This is a genomic window from Oleiphilus sp. HI0080 (assembly GCF_001635135.1).
This window is the reverse complement of record NZ_LWFU01000900.1, coordinates 1-16,570: the sequence shown is the minus strand read 5'-3', so window position 1 is coordinate 16,570 and position 16,570 is coordinate 1. Positions and strand designations below refer to the sequence as shown.

At 46.8% G+C, this 16,570-nt stretch carries 13 protein-coding genes; 8 read left to right on the top strand and 5 right to left on the bottom strand.

Annotated elements, in window-relative coordinates:
- Together A3751_RS17835 and A3751_RS17830 are read right to left on the bottom strand one after the other, a co-directional pair.
- Positions 1–1,690: DUF1302 domain-containing protein (locus A3751_RS17835; protein ID WP_068458373.1), on the bottom strand; the 1,690-nt coding region annotated here is incomplete at its 3' end.
- 264 nt (positions 1,691–1,954) lie between these two features.
- Positions 1,955–3,100: an MFS transporter gene (locus tag A3751_RS17830; RefSeq protein WP_068458371.1), complete on the bottom strand. Its 1,146-nt coding sequence runs from the start codon at positions 3,098–3,100 to the stop codon at positions 1,955–1,957.
- A gap of 143 nt (positions 3,101–3,243) precedes the next feature.
- Between A3751_RS17830 and A3751_RS17825 the strand changes: the two genes are divergently transcribed.
- Both A3751_RS17825 and A3751_RS17820 read left to right on the top strand, forming a co-directional pair.
- Positions 3,244–3,582: a P-II family nitrogen regulator gene (locus A3751_RS17825; protein ID WP_068458369.1), complete on the top strand. Its 339-nt coding sequence runs from the start codon at positions 3,244–3,246 to the stop codon at positions 3,580–3,582.
- Positions 3,583–3,631: 49 nt separating this feature from the next.
- The gene (locus A3751_RS17820; protein WP_068458368.1) at positions 3,632–4,915 is read left to right on the top strand and encodes an ammonium transporter; all 1,284 of its coding nucleotides are present in this window, start codon (positions 3,632–3,634) and stop codon (positions 4,913–4,915) included.
- A 92-nt stretch (positions 4,916–5,007) separates the two neighbouring features.
- On the opposite strand, the gene A3751_RS17815 is transcribed toward A3751_RS17820, so the two are convergent.
- From A3751_RS17815 to A3751_RS17805, 3 genes are all read right to left on the bottom strand, one after another.
- Positions 5,008–5,889: a bile acid:sodium symporter family protein gene (locus A3751_RS17815; RefSeq protein WP_068458366.1), complete on the bottom strand. Its 882-nt coding sequence runs from the start codon at positions 5,887–5,889 to the stop codon at positions 5,008–5,010.
- A gap of 276 nt (positions 5,890–6,165) precedes the next feature.
- Positions 6,166–7,095, bottom strand: a complete 930-nt coding sequence (locus tag A3751_RS17810) for an electron transfer flavoprotein subunit alpha/FixB family protein (protein WP_068458364.1) — start codon at positions 7,093–7,095, stop codon at positions 6,166–6,168.
- The gene (locus A3751_RS17805) at positions 7,096–7,845 is read right to left on the bottom strand and encodes an electron transfer flavoprotein subunit beta/FixA family protein (RefSeq protein WP_068458362.1); all 750 of its coding nucleotides are present in this window, start codon (positions 7,843–7,845) and stop codon (positions 7,096–7,098) included. It abuts the gene before it with no gap.
- Positions 7,846–8,356: 511 nt separating this feature from the next.
- On the opposite strand from A3751_RS17805, the gene A3751_RS17800 reads away from it, so the two are divergent.
- From A3751_RS17800 to rfaE1, 6 genes are all read left to right on the top strand, one after another.
- Positions 8,357–10,000, top strand: coding sequence for an electron transfer flavoprotein-ubiquinone oxidoreductase (locus tag A3751_RS17800; RefSeq protein ID WP_197466467.1), 1,644 nt, complete (start codon positions 8,357–8,359; stop codon positions 9,998–10,000).
- 268 nt (positions 10,001–10,268) lie between these two features.
- Positions 10,269–11,585, top strand: a complete 1,317-nt coding sequence (locus A3751_RS17795; protein WP_068458357.1) for a sphingomyelin phosphodiesterase — start codon at positions 10,269–10,271, stop codon at positions 11,583–11,585.
- A gap of 173 nt (positions 11,586–11,758) precedes the next feature.
- Positions 11,759–12,817: an AraC family transcriptional regulator gene (locus A3751_RS17790; RefSeq protein WP_068458354.1), complete on the top strand. Its 1,059-nt coding sequence runs from the start codon at positions 11,759–11,761 to the stop codon at positions 12,815–12,817.
- A 155-nt stretch (positions 12,818–12,972) separates the two neighbouring features.
- Complete coding sequence (locus A3751_RS17785) at positions 12,973–14,085, top strand: hypothetical protein (protein ID WP_068458352.1); 1,113 nt, start codon at positions 12,973–12,975, stop codon at positions 14,083–14,085.
- Between the two features lie 118 nt (positions 14,086–14,203).
- Positions 14,204–15,313 carry a hypothetical protein gene (locus tag A3751_RS17780; protein ID WP_068458351.1) on the top strand — a complete coding sequence of 370 codons (1,110 nt, stop codon included), beginning with the start codon at positions 14,204–14,206 and terminating at the stop codon, positions 15,311–15,313.
- Positions 15,314–15,418: 105 nt separating this feature from the next.
- Positions 15,419–16,570: D-glycero-beta-D-manno-heptose-7-phosphate kinase (rfaE1, locus tag A3751_RS17775; protein ID WP_068458349.1), on the top strand; the 1,152-nt coding region annotated here is incomplete at its 3' end.

Genomic DNA, 16,570 nt, shown 5'->3' with positions numbered 1-16,570 from the left:
GACCAGGAGCATAACCGTCAACATCATGAGCAAAAGAAAGTGTCGGTGTTAAGTTTACACCTGCTGCCACGTCGTTGTAGACCAAAGAAGCACGCACTCGATAACCCCATGAGAAGTCTGTGGTGTAGCCTTCCTTGTCACATGTGCCGTACGGATTTAGCGCAGAACACACATTCAACGCACCTGCGCCAAGATAGTCCGGTGTTAAACCAAATCCAGCCTGATCGTAACGGCCGTAGCGCATTTCATCTACATCCGGTAAATCATGTACGTAGGTTGCACCAATTTCACCAACGATTGCTAAACGGCTCGCGCCCATCGTCTGATCAATAAACGAAATACCGGTAAATTGAAGCTGCGAAATATTGTAACGATCAAAGCCCTGCTGATCTGTTCCGTAGAATCCCGATGCTTGCGCATCTGCATCCGTAACAAAACCATCTCCATTCACATCAGGAACCCGATTCTGGAAAACAGGAGAGTATTCATTACCGATCGCCCCAAACAATAAATCCTGAGAGTTGAACTGAATCGGCGCGTCCTCTTTGAACGAGTATTCACCTGAGAGCGAGACACCGCCAGGCGTCGTGGTGTTGAAACTAATACCGTAGAGCTTAATGTCTTGAGCATATTCAGTCTGATACGCCGCATTCGAGAAGTCGTTCTGAGCCAAACCGCTTTTACCACTTACGTTCGGAAAGCGACTGTGATATCGAATATGGTAGAAACCAAATTCAGTATCATTTAGCTCTGGAACATACCAACGAACCGCGACACCGTATTGGTCAGTATCTGGCGGTAGTTTGTCGCCTTCTCGATCAATCGTTAAACCACTTTGCTGGTTTGCACTATCACTCTTGTCGTTAGCGACATAAACAGGGCCGCAGCCATCCGCAACGTAGTCATTTGATGAGAAGAAAGTGCCGCAGTCATCGATTCTGGTCTTGTCGTACTCAAGCTGAACAAAGGCTTCGACGCCAACATTGTCCGTCAACCCTAATGAACCATAGAGCATGTTGACAGGCAACAACGCGTCTTTAATTTCTGATCCTGGCGCTCTAAACGCTGGAAGGTCAACCGGGTTGATAACGTTGATACCATTAATGATAAACGTAGATTCACCCCAACTGACCACCTGCTTGCCAAGTTTGACACTTAAAGGCATGTCACCAAGATAAAAATCACCAAAGATATAAGCATCCATTAGCTCAATGCCAGACGCATTGTCTTTACCATCTTTACTCAGTTGGCGAGGCGGGTTGATACCGTCAGATGCAAAGTTTTCATCCTCTAGCACAAAGTCATAATAGTAACGAGCACGAGCGAAAGCGCCAAAAGTGTCACCTTGAATCAAGAAGTCTGTGCTGCCCTTGATACTTTCCGAGTACGTGTCACCTTTTGCGAAATTCAGGTTGCCATCATCACTATTGATTGATGCTCCCAAGCCGCCGTATTTGCCTTGGCCTGCATTAATGTCATTACCCCAATAGCCATTACCCGCACCAATATTATTGTTGGCTGGATCTTCCATTCTCCAACCAGCACCAGCGGTAAGCGTGGTATCAATGCTTGCTTCGTAATCGCCTACATAGAACTGAAAAGCACTAGCGGGTGTAGATACGGAGGCCGCAACGGCAAGTGCCAAAGGCAACTTACGAAACTGTCGCGACAACTGTTTTTTATTTGTCATCGAACGCTACTCCATTTATTCAATCGCTGGAAATCGCGATGTTTCACTAATGTGCTCGAGCAAGAGCACAAAAGAGATCAAGGGAAACCGATATTATTATCGAACTACCTGACCGCCGCCCATGTACTGATGGCGGTTTAGGTCGATTAAGAAAAGCATAGACACTAATTTTATTTTCGACCAATTTAAAACTGGATTTTTTTCAAACAGTTAGTTGAAAGAAAGAGCAGAGAACGGCGAAGCCAGAGGGTTTACGCAGGATAGTCAAATGCCCTTTGGTTGCTGCATCGGCTTTAGCAAGGCAAATGCAAGAAATACTATGCCTGCACTAGCCGCAAATAAGCCTTCATAGCCAAGCTGATTTACTAGGCTCGCCATAAGCAAGGCGCCTAGAGAACCACCAAGCCCAAAACCAAGACTACTGTACATGGCCTGTGCCCTTCCTTGGTTTGCTATCGAGAAGTGGTGATGAACATAATGAATTGAAGCCGCATGCATTGCCCCAAAGGAAAATGCATGGAGTATTTGCGCAACAACAAGCATCCATATCACATCACTAAAATACGCAATCATTAGCCAACGCACCCCACTAAAGAAGAGTGCGATCGCCATGATTAGCTTAACGGAATGCCTTCTGTGCCAATAATGCATCACTGAAAACAACACGATCTCAGCAATCACGCCGAGCGCCCACAAAGCTCCAATTTGTAGCTTTTCATATCCGAGCGCTTCTAAGTGCAAACTGTAGTAAGAATAATAAGCCCCGTGCGAAAGTTGTAGTAAGAAACTTACACCAAAGAACAAGTAAGCACCGCCTAGCTTGAGCTCATCGAGTAAGCGCACTGAAGGCTCGCCCTCCTTCAAGATGCATTTGCTGGGCTCGTCAAAGTGGAACAGGCTCGCCAAAAATATCGCAAAAATAACCACAAATAAGCTTGGAGCAAACGCGGATATGCCGGATTCCTGCAACAACCAACCCAAGCTGATAACCGCTACGACAAAGCCAATAGACCCCCACAATCGGATTAAACTATAACGATTTGTCTCTCCTTTAAGACTGTGCAAAGTAATCACTTCAAATTGAGGCAACACCGCATTCCAAAAAAAGCTAAACAGAATAATCATAGAGGCATATTGCCAGAAGCCTTCCGCCATAAAAAAACCGACATACGATAGCAGCGTTGCAAGCGCCCCAAAACGCACTAGAACTAGCCGTTTCTGAGTTTTATCAGCAATTGCTCCCCAGATATTGGGAGCCAACACCTTCGTGGCCATTAACAAACCCGTTAACTGTCCAATCTCCGCTGCCGAAAAGCCTTCCGAATCAAGAAACAAGCTCAAATACGGCGCGGTCACTCCAAGTAAAGCGAAGTAAAAAAAGTAAAATGTTGAAAGTTTGACCTGCAGCATTGCTATGTTCTTGTTTTACCTTGAAAAGAGAGCGTAAGTTGATTAGCTTAGCACTGCCCCGAAGAGGGCTGTTAGATAACAATCAATAATGCTAATTTTTTAACCCGCAAACATCTTTCGTTTGCACCCGGAGAGTCCCCCTTATGAAACTCATCACAGCGATCATAAAGCCATTCAAGTTAGAAGATGTGCGCACAGCACTCACTGATATCGGTTTGGCCGGCATGACAATTACTGAAGTAAAGGGCTTTGGCCGCCAGAAAGGCCATACTGAACTATATCGTGGCGCAGAATATGTCATCGACTTCGTACCAAAATTAAAATTAGAGCTCGTTGTTAGTGACGATGTTGTTGATCAAGCCGTCGAAGCAATATGCAACTCTGCCAATAGCGGTAAAATCGGCGATGGCAAAATTTTTGTTAGCGATATGGAACAGGCTATTCGAATTCGTACCGGCGAGACCGGCAACGACGCCGTATAAAGCTCAAGCAATATTATAAGAAACGAACACAACACGCTCAGGAATTATCATGTTAAAACTTCTTACTCTGGTGACGTTGCTCATGCCAGGTTTCGCCTACGCGGAAGGTGGCATTTCAGGTGCAGACACGGCCTGGATTCTGACCGCAACAGCTCTTGTATTATTTATGACCATCCCTGGTCTTTCTCTTTTCTACGCAGGCCTTGTACGTAACAAAAACGTACTATCTGTGTTGATGCAGTGCTTTGCGCTAACCTGTTTAATGTCAGTGCTTTGGTATGTTATTGGATACTCTTTGGCGTTCAGCGAAGGCAGCCCTTTCGTTGGAGGCATTGATAATCTATTCATGGCGCAGGTCACTAAAGACTCTCTAGCCGGCACCATCCCGGAGGGCTTGTTCGCTGCATTTCAGATGACCTTCGCCGTCATCACCCCGGCATTGATCGTTGGCGCATTCGCCGAGCGGATGAAGTTTTCCTCAATGCTTTTATTCAGCAGCATTTGGTTGCTCGCTGTTTACGCACCAGTATGTCACTGGGTGTGGGGTGGCGGATGGCTTAGCGAGCTCGGCGTACTCGACTTCGCTGGCGGTATTGTTGTACACATCACAGCAGGCGTTGCAGCGCTCGTTGCAGCATTGGTGATCGGGAATCGTAAAAACTGGCCCCAAACCGCGATGCCTCCACATAATATGACAATGACCGTCACTGGAGCTGGCATGCTTTGGGTCGGCTGGTTCGGTTTCAACGCAGGTAGCGCGCTCGCAGCAGACGAAAATGCAGCGATGGCATTAATCGCCACCCACCTTTCTGCAGCGATGGGCTCTCTTGCTTGGATGGCTTGTGAATGGAGAAAGTTTGGCAAACCGTCAGTGCTCGGCATCGTAACAGGAATGGTAGCGGGTCTAGGGACAATTACTCCAGCATCCGGCTCAGTTAGCCCAGCTGCGGCGATCGTAATTGGCTTAAGCGCAGGTGTTGTTTGCTTTTACGCAACCATGTTCATCAAACAAAAACTTAAGATTGATGACTCGTTAGATGTTTTTCCTGTGCACGGTGTTGGCGGAATTCTAGGCTCGTTTTTAGTTGGTATTTTCGCAGCAACAGAGTTAGGCGCATTCAGTGGGTACGGCTTTGGTGGCGACAATAACACAATCGGTGAGCAGTTGACCGCTCAACTGATTGGCATAGGTAGCACCATTGCCTACACGGCAATTGTCACTTGGATAATTTTAAAACTGGTTGATGTCATCACAGGTTTGCGCGCTGATGAAGAGGACGAATACATCGGTCTCGACATCGCAATGCACGAAGAGAAAGGCTACGACCTGTAAAAAAATGAACGTAGCAAAAAGGCTGCTCAACTGAGCAGCCTTTTTTTATTGGCCTGAGTCCGTAAATGACGTCTTAACTACGCGAAAAACGACTAGGCCTTGCGCAAACTGGCACCATGCACTCGGTTAATCATCACTCCAAACGCAGCAGCCGTAAAAAACATAATGACGCCATAAATCGCTGCTGGTGCTGCCATAACGCCATTGTTAAGTAATGTTGGTGAAAGCGCGATCGCTATCGCGAGAGCCCCATTGTGTACCCCAATCTCCATCCCAATCGCGATACTTTGCCGCAATTCAAGCTTCAACATCCGGGGCACACCATAACCCACAGCTAAGCTAATAAGGTTGAACGCTAACGCAGCTGCACCGACCAAAGCAAAGTACTCAATGAATTGCTCCCAGCTTTCAGTGAGCGCAATGATAATTACAAGAAATAAAAACAAAGCAGATAAGATTTTAACCGGCGTCTCCATCGCATCCGCAAAGCTTTTTTTAGCACGCCGAATAGCCATACCCATCCCAATCGGGATCAGGACAATTGCGAATACTTGCAGTACCTTTTCAAACTGCAGACCAACGCTTCCCTCAGCCCCCATAAAGTAATACAAACTCAAATTGACAATAATGGGCAGAGTAACAATACACAATACCGAATTTATTGCTGTAAGAGTGACGTTTAGTGCCACATCACCGTGTGCTAGATGGCTGAACAAGTTCGCGCTCGTACCTCCGGGAGAGGCCGCAAGCAGCATCAGTCCGACGGCGAGCTCTGGCGTTAACCCAAAGGCTATCACCAAGCCAAAACATGCTGCCGGCAAGATAAAAGCCTGACAAAACAAGCCAACCAAAACAGGCTTAGGCATCTTAAATATACGCGTAAAATCTTGAACAGAAAGAGATAGGCCGAGCCCAAGCATGATAATGCCTAGACTAGCCGGCAGAAAAACAGTTAAAACCGGTGAAGAATCCATATTCGTCTCGCATATTGTTATTTTAGAATGCTCTCTAAATGAGAGCCTTTTATGTAGAACGATGTCAAACGGGTTTTAGTTTTCGCAGCTTCTTTTTCCACAAGGGCGCAACATAAAAGTGGATCTTGGAATAAAACTCGTTTTGGCAAGAGGCGCTTCATCGAAACAAATTAAGGAAGCGCTCTTAGATCAACTCAAAAAGCGGGAAATTGGCAAAAAAAAAAACCGGCACCCTGTTCTTCAGAGGCCGGCTCTTATACAAAACGTGAAGTCTAATTAAAGCGCTGCTTCCAATTCTGGAACCGCTTCGAATAGATCTGCCACAAGGCCATAGTCAGCCACTTGGAAAATCGGTGCTTCTTCGTCTTTGTTGATCGCAACAATCACCTTAGAACCTGACATGCCTGCCAAGTGCTGGATCGCACCGGAGATGCCGACAGCAATGTACAGGTTAGGAGCAACGATCTTACCTGTTTGACCAACCTGCATATCGTTTGGTACGAAGCCTGCATCAACAGCTGCACGAGATGCGCCCATTGCTGCGCCAAGCTTGTCAGCGACTTTCTCAAGCATCTGGAAGTTATCGCCGTTCTGCATGCCTCGACCACCAGAGATAACAATCTCTGCAGCAGTTAGCTCAGGACGATCTGACTCAGCCATTTCTTCACCAACGAATGTTGAAACACCTGCATCTTGGACGTTATCGACTGCTTCTACTGCAGCGGCTCCGCCCTCAGCAGCAACTGGGTCAAACGCCGTGCCACGAACCGTGATTACTTTGATCGCATCACTAGATTGGACTGTCGCGATTGCATTACCCGCGTAGATAGGACGAACAAACGTGTCAGCAGACTCAACTTTGATGATGTCTGAGATCTGAGCAACATCCAAAAGTGCAGCAACGCGTGGAAGGAAGTCCTTACCAGTTGTGCCAGCAGATGTAAGGATGTGCGAATAACCTTTACCTAGGTCAGCAACCAAAAGTGAAAGATTTTCAGCAAGCTGGTGTCCGTATGCTGCGTTATCGGCAACAAGTATTTTAGAAACGCCTGCTGCTTTTGCTGCGGCTTCAGCCACAGCACCACAACCCTCTCCAGCAACCAGAACATCGATGTCACCACCGATAGCAGCTGCAGCCGCAAGTACATTAAGAGTGACCGGCTTTAAACTACCGTTGTCATGATCTGCAATAACTAAAATGCTCATTTAGATCACCTTCGCTTCGTTTTTCAGTTTATCAACAAGCTCAGCAACGTCTGCGACCTTGATACCCGCTGAACGCTTAGGCGGCTCTTCTACTTTCAAAGTAGTAAGGCTTGCGTTCAATTCCACACCGAAATCTGCAGGAGATTTGGTATCTAGAGGCTTTTTCTTTGCCTTCATAATATTCGGAAGCGATGCATAGCGCGGCTCGTTCAATCGCAAGTCTGTTGTCACAACAGCGGGAAGGTTCAAACCGACCGTCATCAGACCGCCGTCAACCTCGCGAGTCACGTTTACCTTGTCGCCTTCAACAACTACCTCAGAGGCAAAAGTGCCCTGACCCATACCAGCAAGTGCAGCAAGCATTTGACCCGTTTGGTTGTTGTCTGAATCGATAGACTGCTTACCAAGAATAACCAATTGCGGTTGTTCTTCGTCTACAATCGCCTTCAAAATTTTAGCAGCTTGGAGAGATTGAACCTGTTCTTCAGTTTCGACCAGAATACCGCGATCCGCACCCAATGCGAGCGCAGTCCGGAGTTGCTCTTGAGCAACTTTAGGGCCGATAGAAACAACAACGATCTCCGTTGCGATCCCTTTTTCTTTTAAACGAACAGCTTCTTCAACTGCGATTTCACAAAATGGGTTCATTGCCATTTTGATATTAGTAAGATCGACATCTGTATTGTCGGCCTTAACCCGTACTTTGACGTTGTAGTCAATAACTCGTTTGACAGCGACAAGAACCTTCATAGATTCCTCATTCTTAACAATTGATGAATTGACGGCATAAACAGTGAAAAACCACTTATGCTAGAGACGGGTGAAAACGACCAATACTCCAGTGATTTCAATCACTTAAGCGGCCAAGCCCGTGACACCCCGACTTCGCGGAGCGCATTATACTGCCGATAAACTAAATTAGGGTCAATACTTGCTTAAAAATTAGGCGGTATGACCATCATTAACATCAAAAATAGTTTGTTTACTAACTGTACATCTTTCTACGATTTTCTATGCTCTCTGGATGTTTTTCCCATATTTTTTTGCAGCCGATCAAGTTTTGTGTAAAATTCAAACACTTGTTTGAATTTTAGCGTACTCATTAATGCGCTAGCCGTATTTTGCCTGTATAATCGCGCGCAATCTGACCTCAGGCTCTAGAGCAAAGTTATCTAGGGCCTCATAAATATTACTGCTACTCCAACCCGGGGTAGCAAAACATAGTTGAATACACAGGAGACCGAACGTGGAACGAGAATCAATGGAGTTTGACGTACTCATCGTTGGTGGTGGTCCCGCTGGCCTATCTGCCGCTTGCCGCATCCTTCAATTAGCACAAGAAGCTGATAAAGAGCTTTCTGTATGCGTTGTAGAAAAAGGCTCCGAAGTTGGCGCACACATTCTTGCCGGTACTGTTTTTGAGCCAACGGCGCTTAATGAACTGTTTCCCAACTGGAAAGAGCTTGGCGCCCCGCTTAACACGGCGGTAACAGGTGATGATATTTTCATCCTTCGAGATCAGGATAAAGCAACGAAAGTACCAAATGCGTTCGTACCTAAAAACATGCACAACGAAGGCAACTACATCATAAGTCTGGGCAATCTTTGCCGATGGCTTGCAGAGCAAGCGGAAGGGCTAGGCGCTGAAGTTTATCCCGGCTTCGCTGCATCCGAGGTACTTTACAACGAAGATGGTAGCGTTCGCGGAGTTCTCACTGGCGACATGGGTGTTGGTGCAGACGGCACAGAAAAAGATACATACATGCCTGGCATGGAACTACTTGCTAAGTACACACTATTTACAGAAGGCTGCCGCGGCCACCTTGGCAAAACATTGATCAGTAACTTCAGCCTTGATGCCGGGAAAGATCCACAACACTATGGCATCGGTATCAAAGAGCTTTGGGATATTAATCCAGAACTTAGCGAGCCTGGAAAAGTCGTCCACACGACAGGATGGCCGCTAAACGAAAGCGGTTCAACAGGCGGCTCTTTCTTGTACCACCTAGAAAACAACCAAGTATATGTCGGCCTAATCACAGACCTTTCCTATTCAAACCCGAATGTAAGCCCATTTGAGGAATTTCAGCGTCTCAAGCACCACCCTGAGATAGGAAAGTACCTTAAAGATGCCAAGCGCGTTGCTTATGGCGCTCGCGCAATTTCAAAAGGCGGCTACAACGCACTTCCAAAAATGACCTTCCCGGGCGGCTTATTGCTCGGCTGCGACGCAGGAACACTAAACTCTTCTAAAATCAAAGGCTCGCACACCGCAATGAAGTCAGGCATGCTTGGCGCAGAAGCAGTTTTTGAAGCACTAAACAACGGTTCAGAAGGCAAAGAAGAGCTTACAAACTTCACAAAAATGTTTGAAAACAGCTGGCTGTACAAAGAGCTCTATGATGAGCGGAACTTTGGCCCAGCTATGCACAAATTTGGCAATATAATCGGCGGCGCAATCGCATTCTTTGAGCAGAACATCCTGCATCGCAGCTTACCCATCACGTTCCGTGATACAACGCCTGACTATGCGACATTAAAGCCTGCATCAGAGTGCAAGGAAATCAAATACCCCAAGCCAGACGGCACGCTCACTTTTGATCGCCTTTCTTCGGTATTCCTATCGAATACAAACCACGAGGAAGATCAAAAGTGCCATTTGGTTTTGTCTAATCAAGACATTCCGATTCAACAGACCCTACCAAAATATAACGAACCGGCTCAACGCTACTGCCCAGCCGGCGTATATGAAGTTGTGGAAAGTGAAGAAGATGGCAGCAAGCGATTTCAAATAAATGCCCAAAACTGTGTTCACTGTAAAACGTGTGATATCAAAGATCCCGCACAGAACATTACATGGGTAACGCCAGAAGGTGGCGGCGGTCCAAACTACCCTAACATGTAAAACAACGTAGTCGACGCTGTTCATTAAAGCCCGCTCAATTGAGCGGGCTTTTTTATTGCTCTCCATAAATGGTCAAAGCTCCCCCCTATAAACAAAGCTTACTTTGCATTAAAGGCCAACTTACACACTTATACTGCCAACAATTTTAAAGCATGACTGCATTCCAAATTTCTCAAGCGCCACACTGTTAGCATCCTCCGCAGCCGAATAAACAATAGCGGCCAACCAATAAACGACTTTTTTATCAATTTTAATCCGGACAAGATCTATGAAAACGCGCCTGATTTCGGCCTTGCTACTATGCATGGCATTTGCGAGCTCTAGTTTCGCTGAATCGTATATTTACCTAACAAATAGCACGACTAAACCTCTTACTCTCAACACCATTCAAACCGGCCATGACAATATCAGTCACGGCGACGAATGGGAGCAACTTGCCCAATCAGTGCCACCAATGGGTACGGTGAAGTTTTTGCGCTTCAACCGCGACCAAGGCATAAAGTGGGGTAAGAAATACTGGTTTACTACGACAGTACAAGGTCAGACTTCTTCCGTTACTCTTCAGCAAAAGCTTAAGGGCACATGGAATTTCAGCAACATCTACCACACTGCGAACGGCGATAGCTGGAAAGATGATCGCAACATCTACGAGCAAAACATCAATTTTGACGGCCAAAACGCCAAACTTGCATACAAGGCAAGCTACGCTCGTGCATCTGGCGATGACTTCCTCTACATCATTCAGCCTAACCTAGAAGCGCAAGTGCGCGACGAGCTTAGCGCCAACAGCTTCAATGTATTAACCTACAATATCTGGGGTTTGCTACCGGGAATTACCGCTGAAAACACCTACGATCGTTTTCACTCTATCGCGCACATGGTAACCCCCGGTTACGACGCAATCGTATTTCAAGAAGCGCACGACTTAGCTTCGTCTAACTACTTCCGCGACCATATCTCTAGCGAATACCCTTACCTTACTGAAATCCCGTTTGAGCTAGGCCGTATTCTTAATGGCGGCGTATTTATCGCTTCAAAATGGCCAATCGAAGTGGAAGACAACATCGTGTTCCAGTCTTGCGTTGGTGAGGACTGCCTAGCATCTAAAGGTGCGGTTTATGCTCGAATCAACAAACTAGGAAAAACCTACAACTTATTCGGTACGCACGTTCGAGCCTATACTACACCCGAAGACATCGCCAACCGCTTCGAGCACTTAGCAGAACTAAAAGCTTTTAAAGACAGCAAGCATATCCCGCATGACGAGCCGGTCATTTATGCGGGCGATTTCAACGTCGATAAGGTGAACTTCCCCCAAGAACGCAACGACCTCATGACAGCTCTTAATGCAACAGAACCAATGGCACTAGGCGATTACCCGTACTCTTACGCGGGACCTGTGAACGTTTATGCTGATGATAGCTACAATGAGTACCTAGACTATGTTCTTTACTCCAATGAGCACGTAGTGCCAATAACGTCGAGCAACACATTGCTATTGCCACGCAGCACTGCTTCAGAACATTGGGGCCGATGGGATCTATCTGATCACTACCCAGTAAAAGGTGAGTTCGTCTTTCCCTAAAAAATCAGTGTTAAATTGAAAAGGCGAACCTTAGGGTTCGCTTTTTTTGTGACCTGCTTTTTGTTCTATTGCTTGTTAATGAATAAAAAACAGACAAACAAAGTACATTAACCTTCTCTAAGAATAATTAGCAGATCGTTTAACGACTAAGCTCACCAGCCGGCACCAGAACTATGTCTCTTGTATGCAACATTGAAGATCGAGCAGGCTTTGTAAAACCTAAGCCGAAAGCTATATCGCTGAACATCAAGCAAATAAAACCGCTAATCAAGCTTTTGACTCGGCAGGGTGTTGAGCTGCCTGACCTCCTGCACAACACCGATTTAAACCCCGGAGACTTGATACGCAGAGACATCGAACTGAATGCTTATCAGCACCAACAACTTTTGGTCAATGCCTTTAAACATGCACCAGATACAAGCTTTGGAGCCAAACTTGGAGAGCAAGACTTCATAAACCATGACAGTTTGCTTGCTAGTAGAGTGATGAGCTGCGACAACGTCCTTGAGGGCATGCTGCTTCTCAGTGAGTACTACAAACTCTGGACAAATCAGTTCGATCTTTGCTTTGAGATAACGGATCAATGGGGTGAATTCAGCATCGTTCCGCATATTGAATTTGGCCCAACACTTCCATTCTATATTGAATACCTATATGCCATATTGTATTCATTCGGATGCTTCTGTCTGGGTGAAAAGAACATCCCGCTGATTTTTGAGTTCAGCTACGCTCAACCCGAGAGGGGTTATCATTATGGCGATTTTTTTTCTGACACCGTCCGGTTCAAACAACCCAAAAATAGAGTTTTGCTCCCGAAGAGTTTGCTGACAAGAAAGCTCATTTTCTCAAATCCAGAACTTGCCAGACATAACGACAAAAAGGCGCAAGATCATATCCATAACCTAACCGCTAACGACATTGTATCTCGAACCAGAGCGCTAATCAGAAAGAACGCGTTTAGCACGGTATGCCTGGATGCAACGGCCACACAGCTTTGTATGTCATCCAGAAGCCTAAGACGTCACTTACAGCAAAATGGCCATAGCTTCCAATCACTTGTAGACGAGCAACGTCGAGCGACTGCGAAGGATTTACTTAACGCCAATAAAAGAACAATACAGGAAATAGCGATCACCCTTGGCTATAACGATGCAAGCTCTTTCAGCCGCGCCTTCAAGCGCTGGGAAGGCGTATCACCTAAGGAATATCAGCAAAAGAACGCATCAAATTGACCTGAGAGGCCAAGAGTTTGTCCTCTTCAGGCATGGTCAACGAGTTCTTCTCCAAGAATAATCATCCAGCTTATGGAACCCCCAGCAGTACATCGGCCTAAACCGAAGCAGGACGCACAATAACAACAAAATCCACCCACCCAAGGGCCTGAAAAATGTCTCAAAAAAACAAGAAAACAGGGTTTATAACCCGACTCTTACTCGGCTCTGCACTCGCATTTGGCACAGCACAAGCGATGGCAGACAACTGCTACATCATGGTACATGGCCATGGTACAAACGGCACAATCAAGTCTGGCACCAATCAGCCAGCACTTGATTACTGGAGTAGCTACAACTTCAGCGAATATGCTGGCAACAGTGCAATCACTGAATTAATCTCAGGTTCAAGCGACAACTATGCGGTCGTTGGCTACAACTCGACAGATGAGGCTGGCTACCCTTGGTGGCGCGATGAGACAGCAGGCGAAATCGCCCGCCAAATCATTTCTATTCGTCAGGGCTACGGTGACGGCTACATTCATCCTGAAGCGAACACACAGTGCGCTGCAAATGACACGTTTTGGGTTGTAAGTCATAGCCAAGGCGCAACAGAGATGATGTACATCGCTGGAAACGCACTACCTGGATCACCAAACTACAACACTGCCTACACCGCAAGCTCGGGTGTAAGCGTGGACTTCAATGCTGCTATCTCTGGTATTGCAGGCATCTTTACGCTGGGCGGCGCAATCACAGGCACCGAGGGTGCCGACCGCGTTTGCAATGGTAACTGGCTAGACAGCTTGATCAACGCGGCATTCCTAGGTCAAGACTGCAACCAAAGCGTCGCTTGGCTGCAAACGTTTGACTCATACGCAGTAAAAAACTACATCGGCTCAAACCTAGCGGCTCCTGTTTACGTTATGGGTGGCTATAAAGGCTTTCCTGGTTTCGAAGGAGCAAGCTCAGCACTTATTGAAGGCGAAGACGATGGCTACATTAACCTAGCATCTCAAATGAGCTGTGCCGGTTCGGGCAAACGCCATCTCGAAAGTGATTTGAACGACTACAATTACTTCTTAGGAATTCAATACGGCAGCCCTATCTTCCGCTGCAATGATTCGAACAAAGGCACACCTCGCACCTACAATATGGCGAGCGTTTACACAGACCACGATGCAGAGCGTAACGCTGGGATCAAATACCCTAGCTACACCAACATTGAAGACGGCATAACATGTGGCAATGGGCGCAGCATGGCTGGCAGAATAAACTCTTGTTTATAAGCTTTTCCTACAGAAAGCAGAGTTAGATTAAGAACGAGGAGATACCGTCTCCTCGTTCTTACAACAACACACCAAGCCACTACCACTATCCATTCATAGCAGCCTTATAATAGACCTTATGAAAAGAAACCTTGTTCTTCTAGTCGTCCCTCCTGTCGTTGCCTTGGCCTTGCTCGCGTTTTTTCATGAGTCGGAGGTGGCAGCAATACCAGATCAGGCGACTTCTTTTGAAACAGTAGAAAACACCCAAGAAAACTCAAAGGCAAGCCAAAAGCCGCTTCTCAAAAGACCAACAGCAGCCCTAGCAATGCCAAAGACAGCTTCGACTCAAGAAGAGGAGCAACCACACTCAAGCCCGCTGTCACCCATTGAACAAATCCGCGCAATCAAGAACAAGACAGCGCTCCATGAAGCCGTTTTGAAAGATCACGAGACGTTCACTCGTTATCCAAGTGACAATGTTCGTTTTGATCGCTTAGAACGCGATCCAGTCTCAATGGTCTATGAAACGCACGAGCGAACGACTGAAAGCAATGATGGGACAGCATCAATAACCGCATGGTCCGATAAGAAGTATCTACTTCAAGGCGAGTCAGTTCAGCTCTCTGCTCGTGTAGACGATGGCGCAAACCGCGGCATACAAAATAAAATGATGAGCGCGCTATACCTCAACGAGTCGCTATCACTTGGAACGTTCGAGCTAGTAGACAATGACAACGATGGAACCTATTCGCTAACACTTGCCTCCGAACAAACGCAGAACTGGCAACCAGGCATCTACAAAGCCCTGATAGCGAGCGATCATAAGGCGCTTTCTGAAGCGGTTAGCTTTGTCATCTCCCCACCGATCATTGAGTTAACAGGCGAATATCGCGAGCACATCACAACAAAGGGCGATCTACTATTTGAAATAGAAGTCAACGTCGCCGAGCCTGCCAGATTCTACGTCCGAGCCTCACTCTACACGAGCAGTAACAGCCCCGTTGGCAGCGCACAATTTTCCGATAGTTTAAGCACGGGCGAGCACTGGATTCCGCTCACCTATTTTGGTCTGATGATTCGAGACAGCGACGAGCCCGGCCCCTATCTGATACAAACCGTAGAGCTGGCGAAAGCTGGGGTACCCATGCTAAGAATGCCACCTGCCAAAGCTGGCATGTATACACAAAGCTACCCGCTCGAAGAGTTCAGCAACCAAACATACCAAGAACAACAAGCGCTAAAATAACGATCAACGACCAAAGGCTCTCAGACAAGGTCAAAACTGTAAGCAGTGGCACTTTTGCGCTAAGCTATCGACTTATTCCTCTCATTGTTTGGCGTTTAACTTTTCATGTTTGATATCTCTGTGTTCGACCACCTCTCTGACTTGAATATTCTTGTTGTTGGCGATGTGATGCTCGATCGGTATTGGCAAGGCGATTCTCAGCGAATTTCTCCTGAAGCACCGGTTCCTGTTGTCAAAATAAACGATCTGGAAGACCGCATTGGCGGCGCTGCAAATGTTGCCAGAAACATCGCTCACCTGGATGGAAAGGTGTCTCTTATGGGCTTGATTGGCAACGATGAAAATGCCGATCGCCTTGAAAGCATGCTTGCTAAAGACAAAGTCTCATCACAACTAATTCGACAAAGCGAACAGCCAACAATCACAAAACTGCGCGTGATTAGTCGTCACCAACAGGTGGTGCGCCTCGACTTTGAAGATCCTTTTGAAGAAAAACATGCCTTAACGCTCATGGAGCGCTTCAAGGCAGAGTTAGATCAGTACGACTTTGTCATATTCTCTGATTACAACAAAGGCTCACTGCGTTTCGTGACAGAAATGATTAGTGAAGCAAGAGCTCGAGGAAAAACGATCTTAGTCGATCCAAAATCCAGCGATCTAAGCGTTTACCGAGGCGCTCACGTTATTACACCAAACCTGAAAGAGTTTATTGCCGCAGGGGGTGAAACCGGATCAGAGGAAGCGATTCATGCCTCAGCGAAACAGCTGATGACGAATGCAGGCATCGACGCGATCCTGTTAACACGTAGTGAACAGGGTATGTCGGTACTCACCCCAGATAGCAAACATGATATGCCAACGCGAGTGCGCGAGGTCGCCGATGTTACGGGCGCCGGAGACACAGTGATCGGTACCCTAGCACTCATGATGGCCGCTGGGACACCGCTCGATGACGCTGCACAAATTGCAAACTTGGCTGCTGGCGTCGTCGTTGCAAAACTTGGCGCAGCAACGGTCACGCCAGAAGAGCTATACCAAATTGCAAATCGCGTGTTCTTCGACTCACGCGGAACGCGAGAGGCCGATTCCACAGAGGAAGCCCTTCGCCACATTGAGTTAGCCAAACTCGCAGGCGAAAAAATTGTATTCACGAACGGCTGCTTTGATATTTTGCATGCTGGCCATGTTCGTTACCTTGAGAAAGCTCGCGCGCTTGGCGACCGCTTAGTGTTAGGCCTTAATTCTGATGAATCGGTT